We start from the raw sequence: 14,712 nt of genomic DNA, 5'->3' as shown, positions 1-14,712 counted from the left end.
CGGGCGCGCCAGGAGGTCTTGGTTAACGCCTCGTGAACAGCCCGTTCGGAAGAACCAGCCCAACAAGCCCGTAGATGCGCTAAGATTCTAGGGTAAGGAAACGCTGCATGGACTCAGTGCGCAGGAGTGCATGGTTAACCGCCGCCGTGGCGCTCGTGCTGCATTTGCTGGGCCACGTGGGAGTTCTGCGGCTGGGCTTCCCCGAAGCCTGGATGATGGTCGCGCTGGCCACCCTCACCTCGGTGCTGGGGTACCGCTGGGTGCTGCCCCTGGCGGCGGGGGCCAGCCTCCTGGACGCGCTGCTCAGCACCCGCCAGCCCCTGCTCGAGCTGACCACGATCTACGCAGTCTCCAGCCTGCTCGCGGCCTGGCTGGGGGCCCGCCTGCGCCATGCCTTCCACGAGCAGAAGCGGGCCTCCCGCCTGCTCAACCTGCTGATCCGGGCCCAGAAGGAACTCAGCGGCCTGGACAGCCGCGGCGAGGTGCTCGAGGCGCTGCCGGCCATCCTCGAGGCCTACGGCCAGGGCAACGTGAGCGTCTGGGAGCCCAGCCCCGCGGGCGAGGGCTTCGTGCGGGTCGCCGCGTCCCGGAGCTTCCCCCAGGACTACCGGACGATCCCCGAGCACGGGGTCGTCGGGCGGGCCTTCGCACAGCGCCGCTTCGTCCACGTGACCGACGTGGCCTCGGAGCGCGACTACGTGCCGGTGCCCGGCCGCCCCGCGCGGTGCGAGCTGGCGCTGCCGCTGGTGGAGCAGGGGGAGGCGGTGGCGGTGCTCAACCTCGAGTACCCCGAACCCCTGGGCGAGGAAGCCCTGCAAGCGCTGCTCGAGTTCGCCGAGGGGGTCAGCCGCCGCCTGAGCCGGCTGGTCGAGCGCACCGAGCTCTCGCTGCTGGAGAACCTCAACCGCACGATGTACTCCGCCCAGTCCCTCCCCGGGCTGGGCGAACGGGTGCTGGCGCTGCTGGGCCAGGTGCTCGACTTCGACTCCGGGGCGCTGGTGCGGCAGGAGGGCAGCCGGCTGCGGGCGGTGACGTTCTGGGGCGACGTGCACCCTCAGGAGCGGGCGCTGCTGGAGGAGGGAATCCCCTTCGGCCAGGGGTTGGCCTGGGGGGTCCACCGCACGGGCCAGCCCGTCTTCAACGACAAATACGCCACCGACGAGCGGGGCCTGCAGGCGCTCAAGGACGCGGGCGTGCAGGCGCTGGTGCTGCACCCCATCCCCCTGCCCGGGTCGGCTCGAGTTCGCTTCATGCTGGGCTTCCAGAGCCGCCGGCAGCGGCGCTGGCGCCAGAGCGAGAAGGAGCTGCTGGCCCGGGCCTGCCGCGCGGTAGGCCTGGCGCTGGAGGGCATGCTCGAGCGGCAGCACACCCAGACCCTGCTGGAGTTGCAGCAGACGGTGCTGGAGCTCTCCCCCGAAGCCGCCTACCACCGCATCCTCCAGACCGCCGTCGCCATGGTGCCCGGGGCCGAGGCAGGGACGCTGATGGCGTGGCAGGGCGAGGTCTTCGTCTTCCGGGCCGTGCACGGCTTCAGCCTGGAGGACCTGCGCGACGTGGAGTTCAGCCTCAGCCAGCAGCAGGCCTGGCACGGGGACCTGGAGAGCTGGGAGCGGGGCCTGCCGAGGGTGCGCTCGAGCGCCATCGTCGAGTCCAGCCTGGAGTCCGGCCTTACCGTGAGCAAGATGCGGGACGCGCGGGTCCAGGAGATCAAGGCCAACCTCCACCTGCCCATCCGCTACGGGGGCGAGGTGCTGGCCCTGCTCAATCTCGACAACCTCCACGACCCCGCCGCCTTCGACCAGGACTCCCTGCGGGCCGCCCAGCTCTTCGCCCCCGTCGTCGCCACCCTCCTCCACGACCTGCACTACCGCCAGCGCCTCGAGGAGGCCGCCCTCACCGACGTGCTCACCGGGCTGCTCAACCGCCGCGCCTTCGACGTGCGCCTGGGCGAGGAGCTCGAGCGCGCCCGCCGCTACGCCTACCCCGTCTCGCTGCTGGTGATGGACCTTTCGGGCTTCAAGGCCATCAACGACCGCCTGGGCCACGAGCAGGGCGACCGGGCCCTGCAGGCGGTAGCGCAGGCCCTACGCCAGCAGCGGCGCAACGGCGACAGCCTCTACCGCTGGGGCGGCGACGAGTTCGCCGCCATCCTGCCCCACGCCAACCTCGAGGGCGCCGTCGCGGCAGGTACCCGCTACCACCGGGCCATCGGGGCGCTGGAGGTCGGGGAGATGCGGCTGGGGGTCAACATCGGCGCCTCCTGCTTCCCCACCGACGCCGAGGACTCCGAGTCCCTGCTGCGCCTGGCCGACAACCGCATGTACCAGGCCAAGTCGCGGGGGATGCCGCTGTCGGCGGGGTGAAGGTTCGGGTGCAAAGGTACGACAAAAAGCCGGCCCGGAGGCCGGCTTTCGTTGGTGGGCGCTGAGGGACTCGAACCCCCGACCCCATCCTTGTAAGAGCCATTTTTGGCTTTCCAAAGCGTTCTGTATAACGCCGGGTTACCCCACAGAATACACGCCCAGGACGCTAAAACTCCGTTTGTTCTTCCCGCCACTTTCCACCCCTTACCGGGGCGGTTTGGGGGTTGCATTGCACCCTTATTGCACCCACATTGCACCTGGTTTTTGACTGCTTCTTCGGATCGGGTGACGAGGTTCACCGGTGCAACTAACCGCGATAAACGCCGTTCAGGACGGCAGAGCCACTGCTGGGCTAAGCGCCCAGCATTACCCCTCCCAATGCTGAGACTTCAGGGGTTTTCGCCATCCAGAACAGCATTTCCTCGCTAAACTCTGCATCTCCCATCGTGCTAAAAAAACGTGGCACCCTACGGGCATGCGCAACACGGATCAACACCACACGGCAACTCGGCTATTAGATGTGGCGGCTTTGCGCCGCGAGTACGGCCTGGGCAGGGAGACCTGCTACGGGCTCATCCGCACGCTCCCCAGCCTGCGGGTGGGAGCGCGCTACCTCATCTTGCGGGATGACCTCGAGCGCTACCTCGAGCAGGCCGCCCGTGAGGGGCGTGATATCCGCCGCGAGGCTTTAGCTGCCGCACGAGCGGCGAAAGACCCCGCCGGGGCCGGCGGGGGTGAGTAAAGGAGAAAAAGATGGGGCCTTACGTCGATATTCTACTCGAGCGCCTGCACCGCGTCCACCCCACCGGCCCCGGCCGGTGGATGGCCCTGTGCCCGGCCCACCCCGACCGCAAGCCTAGCCTCAGCATCCGCGTCCTCGACGATAAAATCCTGCTCCACTGCTTCGCGGGTTGCGACGGCGACGCGGTGCTTGGGGCTCTGGGGCTCGAGTGGCGCGATCTGTACGCCGATACCGCCCGGCCCTGGGAGGCCCCCGGCTATTACCGCCCTGCACCGGCCCCCGCCACCCCCGAGGGCGAGCGGGTAGCCCGGTGGGGCCGGTGGTGGAGCAGCGCCACGCCGGGGCATCCCCTCCTGCGGGCCTACCTGCGGGCTCGAGGGCTGAGCCTCACCCCGCCCCCCACCCTGCGCCTGGCCGTGTGGGGTGGCACCCCGCTGGTGCTGGCCCGCGTGGAGCACCCCACGCACGGGCTGGTAGGGCTGCACGCCACCGAGCTATTGCCCGATGGCTCAGGGCGGGTGAGCAAGCGCCTGGCCGCCGGTAGCAAGCCGATGGGCGGGGCTATCCGCCTGTACGAGCACCAGCTCGGCCAACCCCTGGCCCTGGCCGAGGGCGTCGAGACCGCCCTAGCTGTGCACCAGTCCACCGGCTGGCCGTGCTGGGCCTGCGTATCGGCTGGCGGCCTCGAGCGGGTGCAGCTACCTGCCGAGGCCCGTGAGGTGGTGATCTGCGCCGACCACGATCGGGCAGGACTCGAGGCCGCCCGCAAGCTGGCCCGGCGGCTGCTGGCCGAGGGACGCAAGGTGCGGCTAGCGATACCGCCAAAGCCCGGCCTCGACTGGCTTGACGTGGTGGCCGGGGAGGTGGCCCGGTGACCCCCCGCGAGCTGCTCGTCAATGCCACCGAGATGCAGGGCACTGAGGTGTGGCCGGAGCGCCACCCTCTCCCGCGCAAGCTGCCTGAGGCCCCCACCCTGCCCCCGGAGATGCTGCCCGAGGGCATCCGCCCCTGGCTGGTGGACATCGCGGAGCGGGCCTGCTTGCCGCTGGAGATGCTGGCCGTCCCCGCGCTGGTAGGGCTGTCAGGGCTGATTGGGCGCAGTGTTGCCATCCGCCCCCGCGAATATTCGGAATGGACGGCCATTCCTAACCTGTGGGGGGCCATCGTCGCACCCCCGGGCGCGAAAAAGAGCGACGCCCTGGCCGAGGCCCTGCGCCCCCTGCACTCGCTGGAGAACAGGGCCCGCAAGGCCCACCAGCAGGCCGAGCTTGAGGCCCGCGCCGAGCAGGCCCTGCTGAAGGCCCAGCTCCAGGGAGCGACGCAGAGGGCCAAGAAGGGCGAGGCCGGCAAGGCCGACATCGCCGCCCTGCTGGGCAGGCTGGAGGCCCTGGAGCGCCTGCCCGAGAAGCGCTATGCCACGCAGGATGCCACGGTTGAGAAGCTGGGCGAGTTGCTGCGCGACAACCCCAGGGGCATCGTCTTGGTGCGAGACGAGCTGGCAAGTTGGATTGCTTCCCTCGAGCAAGAAGAAAACGCGGTGGCCCGTGGCTTCTTCCTGACGGCCTGGAACGGGCTCACCGGCTACACCTTCGACCGGATCGGTCGAGGGACCATCCACATCCCCGCCACCTGCGTGGCCGTGGTCGGGGCCATCCAGCCCAGGCCCCTGGAGGCCGTCTTTGACCGCCTGCGGCGCGACCCCACCCGCGCCGATGGGATGCTCCAACGCTTCCAGCTGCTCGTCTGGCCCGACGAGATGCCCCCCTGGAGCCCCCCGCAGTCCTGGCCCGACAAGGCCGCCCGTGAGCGGGCCTATGAGGTGTTCGCCCGGCTGGACGGTCTCGAGTTCCGTTCCCCTGACAACGAAAACGACCTGGAGCCGCATCTTGTATGCTTCACCCCCGAGGCGGGGCGAGCCTTCGCCGCGTGGCACGACGGCCACGAGCGCAGGCTGAGGGGCAGGGAGCTTGAGGCTACCCCCCACTTCGCCGCCCACATCGCCAAGTACGGGAGCCTGGCCGCGTCGCTGGCGGTGGTCTTTCATCTGGTGGGAGTTGCCGCCCAAGACTATTTGTGGATTTGCGAAGGGGAGCGTTACCGCCTGCTGAGCGACCTCCCCCCGGTGGGCCTGGAGGCGGTGCAGATGGCCCTGGACTGGGTGGAGTTCCTCGAGGAGCACGCCCGCAAGGCCTACGCTCCCGAGACGAACGGGGCCGTCCTGGCCGCCCACCGCCTGGCCGAGGACATTGAGGCCGGGGCAGTGGCGGACGGCCAGACGGTGCGGGAGGTGCAGCGCTCCAGCCGCTACTGGTCGGACGGGGAGCGGCTGGGCGAGGCCCTGGCCCTGCTGGAGCGGCTGGGCTGGTTGCGGGTGGTGGAGGTGGAGCCGGGGCCGCTGGGAGGCCGCCCGTCCGAGGTGGTGCGGCTGCACCCCGAGCTGAGGGGGGGGCAAGGATGAAGGTCTACCGTCCCCGCCACATCCGCCTTGAGGCGGAGCAAAAAATCACGGAAACCCCCTCTACCCCCGTTGACAAAACTGACAAAACCCCCCCTACCCCAGGTTTTGTCGGTTTTGTCAACGCCCCTTCGAGGGGTTTTGAAGATTTTTGGGGGGACGCAACCCGTCCCCCTACCCCGGAGCCCGAGGTTTTGGCGGTTTTGTCAACGCCCCTCCAGGGGGTTTTGCAAAATTTCGAGGGCCAACCCGAACCCTCTGCCAACCCCGAGTTTTCGCAAAACCCTCAGACCCCCGTTGACAAAACTGACAAAACCCCCTGGGCCTACCTACTCTCCCAGGTGGACGCCCTGGCCGCCCGGCTGGTGGAGCTACAGGCTCCCCGGCTGCGGGTGGATATTGGTGGCCTGGCCCGTGGGTACCGCAGCCTCGAGGGGCTGGACCCCGAGGGTGTGACCTCCCTCTTGCGGGAAATGTTGGAGAGCCTGGCCGTCACCTACCCCTACCCCGAGGGGCCGGTGCAGATCATCGCCCTGTGGCCGGGCACCATCTCCCGCCCGGTGCGCCGGGAGGTGCTGGCCGAGGTGCAATCGGAGGTGCAGCATGGGTAAAAAGGGGAAGCCGAACGACACGGATAAACTCATCCGATTGCTTGGGCACATTCTGCGGCTGAACGATCAAACGTTGCTGCTGACCCACGACCGCCCTGACTTGCTGGCCGGGTTTGTAAACCAGCGGATTGGGGTGCTGCGGGTGCTGGACGCGCTGCAAAGCGGTACCCCCGCCCCACCCGAGGCACTGCCCGCGTTCGGGCGCGTGGCAAGGCAGCTCGAGGAAATACTGCTGCGTAGCCACCAGACACAAGCCGCCCCCAGGATGGACGCCTAGCGTGAGCCCGCACCTGCACCCACCGCGCCCCCCGCCCATCCTCGCCGGGGATGGAGCGCACCCACACCGACCCAGAGCCACTTTCTTCACCAAGAGGAGTCAAAATGAACGATCTGCAAAGCAAACTCGCCGCCCTACAAGCCCAACTTGCCGCAGCCCGCGCCGAACTCGAGGCCGCCCAGAGCAAGGCCGCAGAGAGCACCGACCTGCACGCCAAACTCAACCACCTTACCCGCGCTCGAGCCGCTCAGGACTTGGTTAGCTCCATTGAGCAGGAGATTACTAGCGTCCAGCAAAGCATTGCTGAGGCTAAGCGCCGTGAGCACCGGCAGGAGTTGCTCGAGCGAGCCCGCACCCTCGCCGCCGAGATTGCCGAGCACCGGGAAGACCTCGCGGCCCTGCTTTTCGGCGTACAGCAAGCCGTGAGCGCCCTCCAGCGCCAAGCGCCGGCCATCGTTGCCCGTTGGCGGCAGAGCCGCGAGAGGTGGTTGAGCCTTTTCGCCCAGCTCGAGCCCGGTGGGTGGCCCCACCTTGGCGGCGACACCGAGAACTCCAAGCGCCTTGCCGCCCTCGAGCGCGTCCTGGACGAGCTTGGCGGCGATGCCCGCGCCCTGCTCCAGCTACCGCCCGGCCTTCAGCCCACCAACGCGTTCGAGCGTCCCTCATTCGAGGGCAAAAACTGGGACTACTCGCCGCCCCAAGCCCCCGAGGACTACGCCGCGCTGATCCTTGACGGGCTTCTGTCCAGGCCCTTCAGCCCCCAGCCCGCAGCCGTGGCCGCGCCTGACCCCGCCAAATCGCTATGACCGCCGAACCTCGCAAATTCCCTCAGTTGGCCGTTCGTTTGGATCTGCTCAAGCTTGTCCTCGAGGCCGGGCTTGCCGATGAGCTGCTTGCCTCGCTTCGCCGCGTCGGGCTGAATGGAGAGCCCTTCCTGACCCTCGAAACCCCGTCTGGGACGCTGCTTCTGCCGCTTTCCCTCGAGGTGATCGATTTATGAGAGCCGAGCGTCTTTCACGACTCGAGGCCCACGCCCGTAGCTCCCACAGTGCGGCTTGGGCTTCCTTCTGGTCGCGGTTCCGCGCCACACTGGACGGCCTTCCCGCCGGGATGTTCGAGGGGCCGTTCAAGCCCGTCGAACTCGACGATTTCTCCGACCTCGAGGACGCGCTAGCCCCCTGGGACGCTTGGGCCGATGCCGCCCTGCCGGTGCTCGAGCGGGGTCAGAGCGATTTGGCACTGTGGCCCACCGATCTGCCCCTTCCTCCATCCGACCCCCGCCCGCTGCTTCTCGAGGTGGTCAGCCGATGGCGCAAGAACCCCCGGCTGCCCCTGGCCGCGCTGGTGACGTTGCTGGGCCTGGGAGCTGCACGGTGGGGGGAGGGGGGGTAGTCTTGAATTATGGCGATGAGCACGCCGAAACTTAAGCGCTTACGCCGCCGTAAACCCGGTGATCTGGGACAGCTACGCGCCGTGCTGTGGGGGATGCTGCTTGAGGCCGAGGCCATCGCCCAGGACGGTGCCCAGGACGTACACGCCCGCCTGAAGGCCATTAGTGCCCTGGCAACCACCGCCGGGGCCTACCTCAAGGCCACCGAGCAGGGCGACCTCGAGGCCCGGTTGCAGGCCCTCGAGCAAGCCTTACAGCAACCCAGAGCGATGAAGAAGGTACTGCTATGAGCCTGGATAAACGCGTTTCCGAGCTTGAATCCCGCCTAAGCCCTCACCCCCAAGTGATCGCCCTCGTCTACAGGCCCGAGCCGCTAGACGAGGGGGAGGACGCACCCACCACCCTCAGCGATGCAGAAGCCGCCCTGTACCACCAGCTTCTTGCTGAGGCCCTGGAGTCCAACCCCTACGCCCAGGGCTTTACCCTGTACCTCTCCGAGAATCCCCGCTGGGAGGTTTGGGGCTCCGAGCAGCTCTGACCCTCAATGTCCGACACCGGCCCCCTCGAGGGAGGGGCCTTAAAAGCCGTTTTACGCGGTCAGGCGAGAAACGCCGTTCTGGACGCGGTTCCTGGCTGGTACCTCTAGAGGGAGCATATTTCCCTTAATGTTGATTAAGGGAAGTATCTTCATTGAGTCCTACGATGCTAGAATGCTCATATGGCGAACAAAGAGCACCACGTTAGCCGGGTAAGGCCGCCCAAAGAGCGCCGCCTAAAGGCCCTCGGTGTCGAGGCTTTGGAGATGGGTGAGGTGAACCCGAGGGTGCGGGTGCGGCTGCGGAAGCCGGTGGCCGCCCTGCTCGAGTCCATGAGCACGAAACAGCGGGGGGAGGTGTTTGAGGCCGGTTTGAAGGCCCTGGGGATGGAGGTAGGGGATGGCGAGTAGAGAACGCCCTTTGGAGAAGCGCCCTCATGGATCGGGCACCAAACCCACCAAGCGCGGGCATAAGTGGACCATGCAAGTCACCCTGGGACGCCGCCCGGATGGGAAGCTGGACCGTCGCCGGGTCTTCGGGGCCACCCCGGAAGAGGCCATGCAGAAGGCCCGTGAGCTTCAGGTAGCTGCCGCCCAGGGGATGTTATCCACGCACGAGCGCCTGACGGTGGGCGAGTGGGTAGCCTCGTGGATTCAGGCTAAAGCCCGAAACTGGGCCCCCAATACCCGGCTCAAGCACGAGCAGGGACTCAAGCGGATACGCCCCCACCTGGGGAGCCTTGAACTGAAACGCTTACGCCCCCATCACGTCGAGGCCCTGGCCCGCAAGCTGCAAGATGGCGGTCTGGGGCCTACCACGGTGCGTATGGCCCTCACCACCCTGAGCGCGGCCTTGAACCACGCGGTAGCGATGGAGGTTCTGCCTCGCAACCCCTGCGAACCGGTGCGGTTGCGCCTGCCCGTAGCCGAACGCCGGGTGCATGCCTGGGACGCCGCTACCGTGGCCCGCTTCCTCGAGGTGGCCCGCCCCTACCGGCTGTATCCGCTGTTCTACCTGGGCTTTGCCACCGGCCTGAGGCGAGAGGAGTTGTTGGGCCTGGCCTGGCAACACGTGGACCTGGAGGCCCGCACCCTGCGGGTGGAGCAGACCTTAACCGTGGTGGGCGGTCAAGTCCACATCGGCCCCCCCAAGACCCGCAGCAGCCGCCGGGTGGTGGGCTTCGGGCCGGACGTGGCCGCCGTGCTGGGGGAGTGGAAGGCCAAGCTAGCCGAAGAGCGCCGCTTGCTGGGGAGGGAGTGGCACGATTCGGGGCTGGTGTTCCCCTCGAGCACCGGCCACCCCCTGCACCCGCGCAACGTGAACCGGGACATGGCCCAGATCATCAAGACCTATAACCGCAAGCGGGCCAAGGAGATTCGGAAGGCCATGCAGGGACAGCCCGAGGAAGAGGTGAAGCGGGCCATCGAAGCGGCCACGCTGCCCCACCTGAGCCCGCACATGATGCGCCACACCCACGCCACACTGCTCGCTCAGAAGACGCGGCAAATCGAACTGGTGAGCCGCAGGCTGGGACACGCCCGGCCCTCGATCACCCTGGACATCTACCGCTCGGTAGCAGCGTGGGAACTCGAAGAGGTGGCCGTACCCCTGAGCGAGCTGCTGAACCCCGCCCCTCGCACCCTGAACTGACGGATTGCACCCAGATTGCACCCCAAAACCCCCTTATGCAAAGAGTGCATAAGGGGGTTTTGCGTCTGTGACGTGGTGGGCGCTGAGGGACTCGAACCCCCGACCCCATCCTTGTAAGGGATATGCTCTACCAGCTGAGCTAAGCGCCCATAAGCCCGGCCTTGAGGCCGGGCTTATGACTTTGGTGACCCCAAGGGGATTCGAACCCCTGTTACCGCCGTGAGAGGGCGGCGTCCTAGGCCACTAGACGATGGGGCCGTTTGGCGTGGTGGGCGGGGGTCGAACCCGCAAGACATAACGTTAGCACATGATCCGCGATTCGTAAACACCCCGGGGCTTTGCGCTCGGTGGGTTCATGTGATAGACTTCTTGGGCTGCCGGTTTAGCACCGGGTTCGGAGGATTTGCAATGAAGCGCACCTGGCAACCCAACAAGCGCAAGCGCGCCAAGACTCACGGCTTCCGCGTGCGCATGAAGACCAAGAACGGCCGCAAGGTGATCGCCCGCCGCCGGGCCAAGGGCCGTGCCCGCCTTTCCGTCTCCGGCTAAGGCGTGAGCACTTTCTGACCCTCCCGCGCCCCTCGGGCCAGCGGGAGGTTGTCTTTTATGGACCCCCTCAAGCCCCGCCGCCGTGTCCCTCGCCCCGAGCCCGCCCGCTCAGAGGGCGAGGTGTTGCCGCTCGAGGCCCCGCCCAAGCCGGCACCCCAGCCCCGCCTCGAGGCCGGGCCGCGGCTGGAGTCCCTGAAGGGCGAGTGGGCCTTCGCCCGCCTCAAGAAGGGCCGTGCCGCCCGTGGGCGCTTCGTCGCGGTGCGCTGGCTGCCCAGCCGCGCCGGGCCAGCCCGGGCCGGGCTGGTGGTGTCGAAGAAGGTGGGCAAGGCGGTGGTGCGCAACAAGATCCGCCGCCGCCTGCGCGAGATCCTGCGCCGGATGCTGCTGCCCCCCTGCGACTTAATGGTGGTGGCCCAGCCCGAGGCCGCGACAGCCTCCTACGCCGAGCTACACCGCGACCTGGCTTTCACCTTGAAGAAATCCGGGCTGATACAATGACGCGCGTGCGGGTCAACGGCCCCCTCCCCCCGCTCGAGCCCCTCGAGCAGGGAGAGGTGAGGACGGCCGAACACCGCGAAACGGAGCTGGAGTGAAGTCCCTGCTGATCGGTCTGGTGCGGTTTTACCGGCGCTTCATCTCGCCCTTGAAGCCGCCGACCTGCCGTTTTTACCCGAGCTGTAGCTGCTATGCTCTGGAGGCCCTCGAGCGCCACGGGGCCTTCTGGGGGAGCTACCTCGCGGCCCGGCGGCTGCTGAAGTGCCACCCGCTGCACCCCGGCGGCCTCGACCCCGTGCCGCAGCACCGCCCCCGCTTCAACGTCTGGCCCACCCCAACGGAGGAACGATGAACCACAGTAGCCGCCCCAGGCTGGCCAAGCTGGCCCTGGGACTGACCCTAGGTCTGCTCTTCACCCTCTCCCCCGCCCTGGCCCTCAAGGCCGAGTGGCGCGATGCCGACGTCAACGGCGACAGCAAGAACGAAAAGGTCGCCGTGACCAACCTCGCCGACGTCGCCCTCAACACCCAGGGCCAGATCGTCGGCTGGTACCCCAAGCAGGTGCGCGGCACCGACTTCAAGGGCAACTACAACGGCAAGCTCAACCTGGTGCGCCCGGGCGTGCCCCTGCCGGGCACCCTCTCCGGCTTCACCAGCCCGCAGGCCGAGTTCACCCAAGCACCCAACGGCAACAAGGGCGGCAAGCTCACCGCGACCTTCACCCAGGGCGACGCCAAGCTCACCTACGTCATCGACCCGCTGTTCCTCTCCCTCGAGGTCAGCGTGGAGTCGGACAGCCCCAGGGTTCTGAGCTGGAGCGGCATCGGCGGAACCGACCGCCCGCTCACCAAGTGGCTCACCCCCGGCAACACCCAGCCCACCGAGAGCGGCAGCGGCAAGCCGGTCTACGTGGCGTGGCAGCACTCCCCCACCAAGGGCTACGCCATGGTCGTGCAGCCCGTCCAGGGCTTCGACCAGGCCAAGCTGGCCCGCTCGCCCAGCGGCGACTCGGCCACCCTCGAGATCAGCGCTCCCGCCGGCCAAGCCACCACCTTCCGCGCCTACGGCGGCTTCAACGAGATGGTGCGGCTGCACGTGGAGCGCTACCTCGAGCTGCCCGGCCTCTTCAACCCCGACATCTGGGGCCGCCTTTCGCTCGCCCTGCTGTGGGTGATGGAGCAGGGCCACCGCTGGACCGGGAGCTGGTTCTTCGGCATCGTCCTCCTCACCCTGATCGTGCGCCTGCTTTTGTGGCCGTTGATGCACCAGCAGTACAAGAGCATGGCCGAGATGAACAAGATCCAGCCGCTGATCCAGGAGATCAACAAGAAGTTCAAGGACAACCCGGAGAAGCGCACCGAGGCCACCATGAAGCTGTACCAGGAGCACAAGATCAACCCCTTCGCGGGGTGCTTGCCCCTGTTCCTGCAGCTTCCCGTGCTGTTCGTGCTGTGGAAGGTCATCGCCAACTACGAGTTCGGCCAGGGCGTGCTCTGGATCCCCGACCTCGCCCTGCCGGACCCCTTCTACATCCTGCCCATCCTCTACATCCTCACCACCCTCGCCTCGACCTACCTCTCGGCGGCCGGCAACCCCGACGCGCTGCGCCAGGGCATGATCATGAACCTGGTGTTCGTGTTCTTCATCTTCAGCTTCCCCTCGGGCGTCTCGATCTACTGGATCCTCTCGATGGTCATCACCCTCGCCCAGCAGTGGCTGATCAAGCGCAGCCTGGGCGACCTCAAGCCCGCCACCGCGAACGCGAAGTCCAAGTAGCCGCCACGACGAGAGAGCGCCCGGGGTTCCCGGGCGCTCCTCCTTTCGAGAAACCGTTAATCGGCCGCGACGGCCAGCACGGGCTCGTCGGTGACCAGGCCCACGTGGGCCCCCAGGCTGCGCAGGCGTTCGGGGAGTTGTTCGTAGCCGCGCTCGAGGTACTGCATCCCCTCGATGCGGCTGTCGCCCTCGGCGGCCATCGCCGCAATCACCAGGCCGCCGCCGGCGCGGATGTCGGTGGCCTTGACCGTGGCCCCGTGCAGCTTCTTGCCGTTGACGGAGAGCACCCGGTCCTTGAGGGTCAGGTCGGCGCCCATACGCAGCAGCTCGGGGACGTTGGTGAAGCGGTCGGGGTAGATGCGGTCGGAGACCAGGGCGTTGCCCTGGGCCGCGGCCAGGTAGCCCACCGCCAGCGGCTGCATGTCGGTGACGAAGCCGGGGTACTCGCGGGCTTCGATGTTGAAGGGCTTGGGGTCGGGGGTGGCCTCGAGGCGGATCCAGTCGGGGCCGACCTCGATGCGGTGCCCGGCCTGGGCCAGCTTGTCGAGCAGCGCGTCGAGGTGGAGCGGCTCGACGTCGGTGAGCGTGACGCGGCCGCGGGTGGCGGCGGCGGCCAGCAAGAAGGTGGCGGCCTCGATGCGATCGGGGATGACCCGGTAGGTCACGCCGCCCAGGCGCGGCGCCCCCTTGACCTGGAGGATGCTGCTGCCGACGCCGCGGATGTCGGCGCCCATGGCGTTGAGGAAGTAGCAGAGGTCTTCGATCTCGGGCTCCTGGGCGGTGAGGATCAGGGTAGCCTCGCCGCCGAGGGCGGTCGCCAGCAGGGCCTGTTCGGTCCCGCCGAGGGTGGGCATGTCGAAGACCACCCGCCCGCTGAGGGGGCGCACGCGCCGGGCGGTGAAGTAGCCCGAGTCCTCGCTGACCTCGGCGCCCAGGGCGCGCAGGGCCTTGAGGTGCTGATCCACCGGGCGCGGGCCGAAGGCGCAGCCGCCGGGCAGGGGAACGGTGCCCTCGCCCGCGCGGGCTACCAAAGCGCCCAGCAGGTTGAAGCTGGCCCGCATCTTGTTGACGAGCTCGTACGGTGCGACGGTGTTGGTGATTTCAGGGGTGTGGAGGTGCAGGGTGCGACCCTCCCAGGCGTAGCGGGTGCCCAGGTGGGACAGCAGCTCGAGCATCACGTCCACGTCCCGCAGGCGCGGGACCTCCAGCAGCGTTACCGGGTCGGCGGTCAGGAGGCTGGCCGCCATGAGCTTGAGCGCCGAGTTCTTGGCGGGATATACCCTAAGCTCGCCGCTCAGCGGCGTTCCGCCCCGCACCCACATAGCCTGTTCCATACGTATCGATCACCCTATTCCTAGGCCCTATGTATTCAGCATCTTACACATGATGCTCAACTTGAGTGTATGTAGTGCTTTTTGCGTTGTCAAGCATTAGTGCACTGTGCTAAACTGCCGCTTAATGAGTTAAGCACCCATGAAGCCCCTCGGAGCAACTTCATGACGATGCAATAGATTGGTCGTTGACGGGTGCAGGCTCGGAGGCCGCGCAGGGTGCAGGCGGGAGCACAATGGCGAAGAAAGAGAAAAAAAGGCTCCAGGTGGTCATCAGCGACGAGCAGGACGCGTTGCTGACCAAAGCCGCCTACGAGCTCTCCAACCCCGAGCGCCTGGTCTCCAAGTCGGAGGTGGTCCGCCTGGCGATCCAGAAGATCGCGCAGGACCTCGAGGAGGGCAAGGCCAGCCTCGAGGACCTGCTCAAGAACCTCGAGCCCGAGGAAGAAGAGAGCTAAGGGGCGTACGTCCTGCGTCGTACGTCGTACGCAAGACGCAATACGCGGGACGCCTTAGCCCTCGATCCTCGACCCTTGA

19 protein-coding genes and 2 tRNA genes are annotated in these 14,712 nt (G+C 67.5%); 18 read left to right on the top strand and 3 right to left on the bottom strand.

Annotated features, from left to right (window positions below; genetic code table 11):
- The first annotated feature begins 146 nt into the window (after positions 1–146).
- The 13 genes from MEICH_RS0109145 (at position 147) to MEICH_RS0109085 (ending at position 10,024) form a co-directional block, all read left to right on the top strand.
- Positions 147–2,363: a diguanylate cyclase gene (locus tag MEICH_RS0109145; RefSeq protein ID WP_027892359.1), complete on the top strand. Its 2,217-nt coding sequence runs from the start codon at positions 147–149 to the stop codon at positions 2,361–2,363.
- A gap of 520 nt (positions 2,364–2,883) precedes the next feature.
- Positions 2,884–3,105 (top strand): MerR family transcriptional regulator, encoded by a 222-nt coding sequence (locus tag MEICH_RS0109140; RefSeq protein WP_157202688.1) that lies wholly within the window; start codon positions 2,884–2,886, stop codon positions 3,103–3,105.
- Between the two features lie 11 nt (positions 3,106–3,116).
- On the top strand, positions 3,117–3,980 hold the full coding sequence (locus MEICH_RS0109135; protein WP_027892357.1) for a toprim domain-containing protein: 864 nt from the start codon (positions 3,117–3,119) through the stop codon (positions 3,978–3,980).
- Positions 3,977–5,563 (top strand): YfjI family protein, encoded by a 1,587-nt coding sequence (locus MEICH_RS24365; protein ID WP_051304066.1) that lies wholly within the window; start codon positions 3,977–3,979, stop codon positions 5,561–5,563. Before MEICH_RS0109135 ends, MEICH_RS24365 begins: the two co-directional genes overlap by 4 nt.
- A gap of 338 nt (positions 5,564–5,901) precedes the next feature.
- On the top strand, positions 5,902–6,171 hold the full coding sequence (locus MEICH_RS0109125) for a hypothetical protein (protein WP_027892356.1): 270 nt from the start codon (positions 5,902–5,904) through the stop codon (positions 6,169–6,171).
- Positions 6,164–6,448, top strand: a complete 285-nt coding sequence (locus MEICH_RS0109120; RefSeq protein ID WP_157202687.1) for a hypothetical protein — start codon at positions 6,164–6,166, stop codon at positions 6,446–6,448. The genes MEICH_RS0109125 and MEICH_RS0109120 overlap by 8 nt, the downstream gene beginning before the upstream one ends.
- A gap of 50 nt (positions 6,449–6,498) precedes the next feature.
- Complete coding sequence (locus tag MEICH_RS0109115; protein ID WP_169730646.1) at positions 6,499–7,254, top strand: hypothetical protein; 756 nt, start codon at positions 6,499–6,501, stop codon at positions 7,252–7,254.
- A 38-nt stretch (positions 7,255–7,292) separates the two neighbouring features.
- The gene (locus tag MEICH_RS28540; protein WP_157202686.1) at positions 7,293–7,448 is read left to right on the top strand and encodes a hypothetical protein; all 156 of its coding nucleotides are present in this window, start codon (positions 7,293–7,295) and stop codon (positions 7,446–7,448) included.
- Positions 7,445–7,840: a hypothetical protein gene (locus MEICH_RS0109105; RefSeq protein ID WP_157202685.1), complete on the top strand. Its 396-nt coding sequence runs from the start codon at positions 7,445–7,447 to the stop codon at positions 7,838–7,840. Before MEICH_RS28540 ends, MEICH_RS0109105 begins: the two co-directional genes overlap by 4 nt.
- A 15-nt stretch (positions 7,841–7,855) precedes the next feature.
- On the top strand, positions 7,856–8,128 hold the full coding sequence (locus MEICH_RS0109100) for a hypothetical protein (protein WP_157202684.1): 273 nt from the start codon (positions 7,856–7,858) through the stop codon (positions 8,126–8,128).
- Entirely contained in the window at positions 8,125–8,376 is a 252-nt protein-coding gene (locus tag MEICH_RS0109095) for a hypothetical protein (protein WP_169730645.1), read from the top strand. Before MEICH_RS0109100 ends, MEICH_RS0109095 begins: the two co-directional genes overlap by 4 nt.
- Positions 8,377–8,556: 180 nt before the next feature.
- Positions 8,557–8,784, top strand: coding sequence for a hypothetical protein (locus tag MEICH_RS0109090; protein WP_027892350.1), 228 nt, complete (start codon positions 8,557–8,559; stop codon positions 8,782–8,784).
- 70 nt (positions 8,785–8,854) lie between these two features.
- Positions 8,855–10,024, top strand: a complete 1,170-nt coding sequence (locus MEICH_RS0109085; protein ID WP_169730644.1) for a tyrosine-type recombinase/integrase — start codon at positions 8,855–8,857, stop codon at positions 10,022–10,024.
- 73 nt (positions 10,025–10,097) lie between these two features.
- Here MEICH_RS0109085 and MEICH_RS0109080 read toward each other — a convergent pair.
- Positions 10,098–10,173 (bottom strand) — tRNA-Val (locus MEICH_RS0109080).
- A gap of 33 nt (positions 10,174–10,206) precedes the next feature.
- Positions 10,207–10,282, bottom strand: a tRNA-Glu gene (locus tag MEICH_RS0109075).
- 150 nt (positions 10,283–10,432) lie between these two features.
- On the opposite strand from MEICH_RS0109075, the gene rpmH reads away from it, so the two are divergent.
- From rpmH to MEICH_RS0109050, 4 genes are all read left to right on the top strand, one after another.
- Positions 10,433–10,573 carry a 50S ribosomal protein L34 gene (rpmH, locus tag MEICH_RS0109070; protein WP_027892348.1) on the top strand — a complete coding sequence of 47 codons (141 nt, stop codon included), beginning with the start codon at positions 10,433–10,435 and terminating at the stop codon, positions 10,571–10,573.
- Between the two features lie 57 nt (positions 10,574–10,630).
- The gene (rnpA, locus tag MEICH_RS0109065) at positions 10,631–11,071 is read left to right on the top strand and encodes a ribonuclease P protein component (RefSeq protein ID WP_084542249.1); all 441 of its coding nucleotides are present in this window, start codon (positions 10,631–10,633) and stop codon (positions 11,069–11,071) included.
- Positions 11,072–11,162: 91 nt separating this feature from the next.
- On the top strand, positions 11,163–11,420 hold the full coding sequence (gene yidD, locus MEICH_RS24360) for a membrane protein insertion efficiency factor YidD (RefSeq protein WP_051304065.1): 258 nt from the start codon (positions 11,163–11,165) through the stop codon (positions 11,418–11,420).
- On the top strand, positions 11,417–12,844 hold the full coding sequence (locus MEICH_RS0109050) for a YidC/Oxa1 family membrane protein insertase (protein WP_051304064.1): 1,428 nt from the start codon (positions 11,417–11,419) through the stop codon (positions 12,842–12,844). The genes yidD and MEICH_RS0109050 overlap by 4 nt, the downstream gene beginning before the upstream one ends.
- A 56-nt stretch (positions 12,845–12,900) precedes the next feature.
- Here MEICH_RS0109050 and murA read toward each other — a convergent pair whose 3' ends face one another.
- Positions 12,901–14,178: a UDP-N-acetylglucosamine 1-carboxyvinyltransferase gene (gene murA, locus MEICH_RS0109045; protein WP_027892345.1), complete on the bottom strand. Its 1,278-nt coding sequence runs from the start codon at positions 14,176–14,178 to the stop codon at positions 12,901–12,903.
- 233 nt (positions 14,179–14,411) lie between these two features.
- Between murA and MEICH_RS0109040 the strand changes: the two genes are divergently transcribed.
- The gene (locus tag MEICH_RS0109040; protein ID WP_027892344.1) at positions 14,412–14,633 is read left to right on the top strand and encodes a hypothetical protein; all 222 of its coding nucleotides are present in this window, start codon (positions 14,412–14,414) and stop codon (positions 14,631–14,633) included.
- The last annotated feature ends 79 nt before the right edge of the window (positions 14,634–14,712 follow it).

This window comes from Calidithermus chliarophilus DSM 9957 (genome assembly GCF_000430045.1).
Taxonomy (GTDB): Bacteria; Deinococcota; Deinococci; order Deinococcales; family Thermaceae; genus Calidithermus; species Calidithermus chliarophilus.
This window is presented reverse-complemented; position numbering and strand designations above follow the sequence as displayed.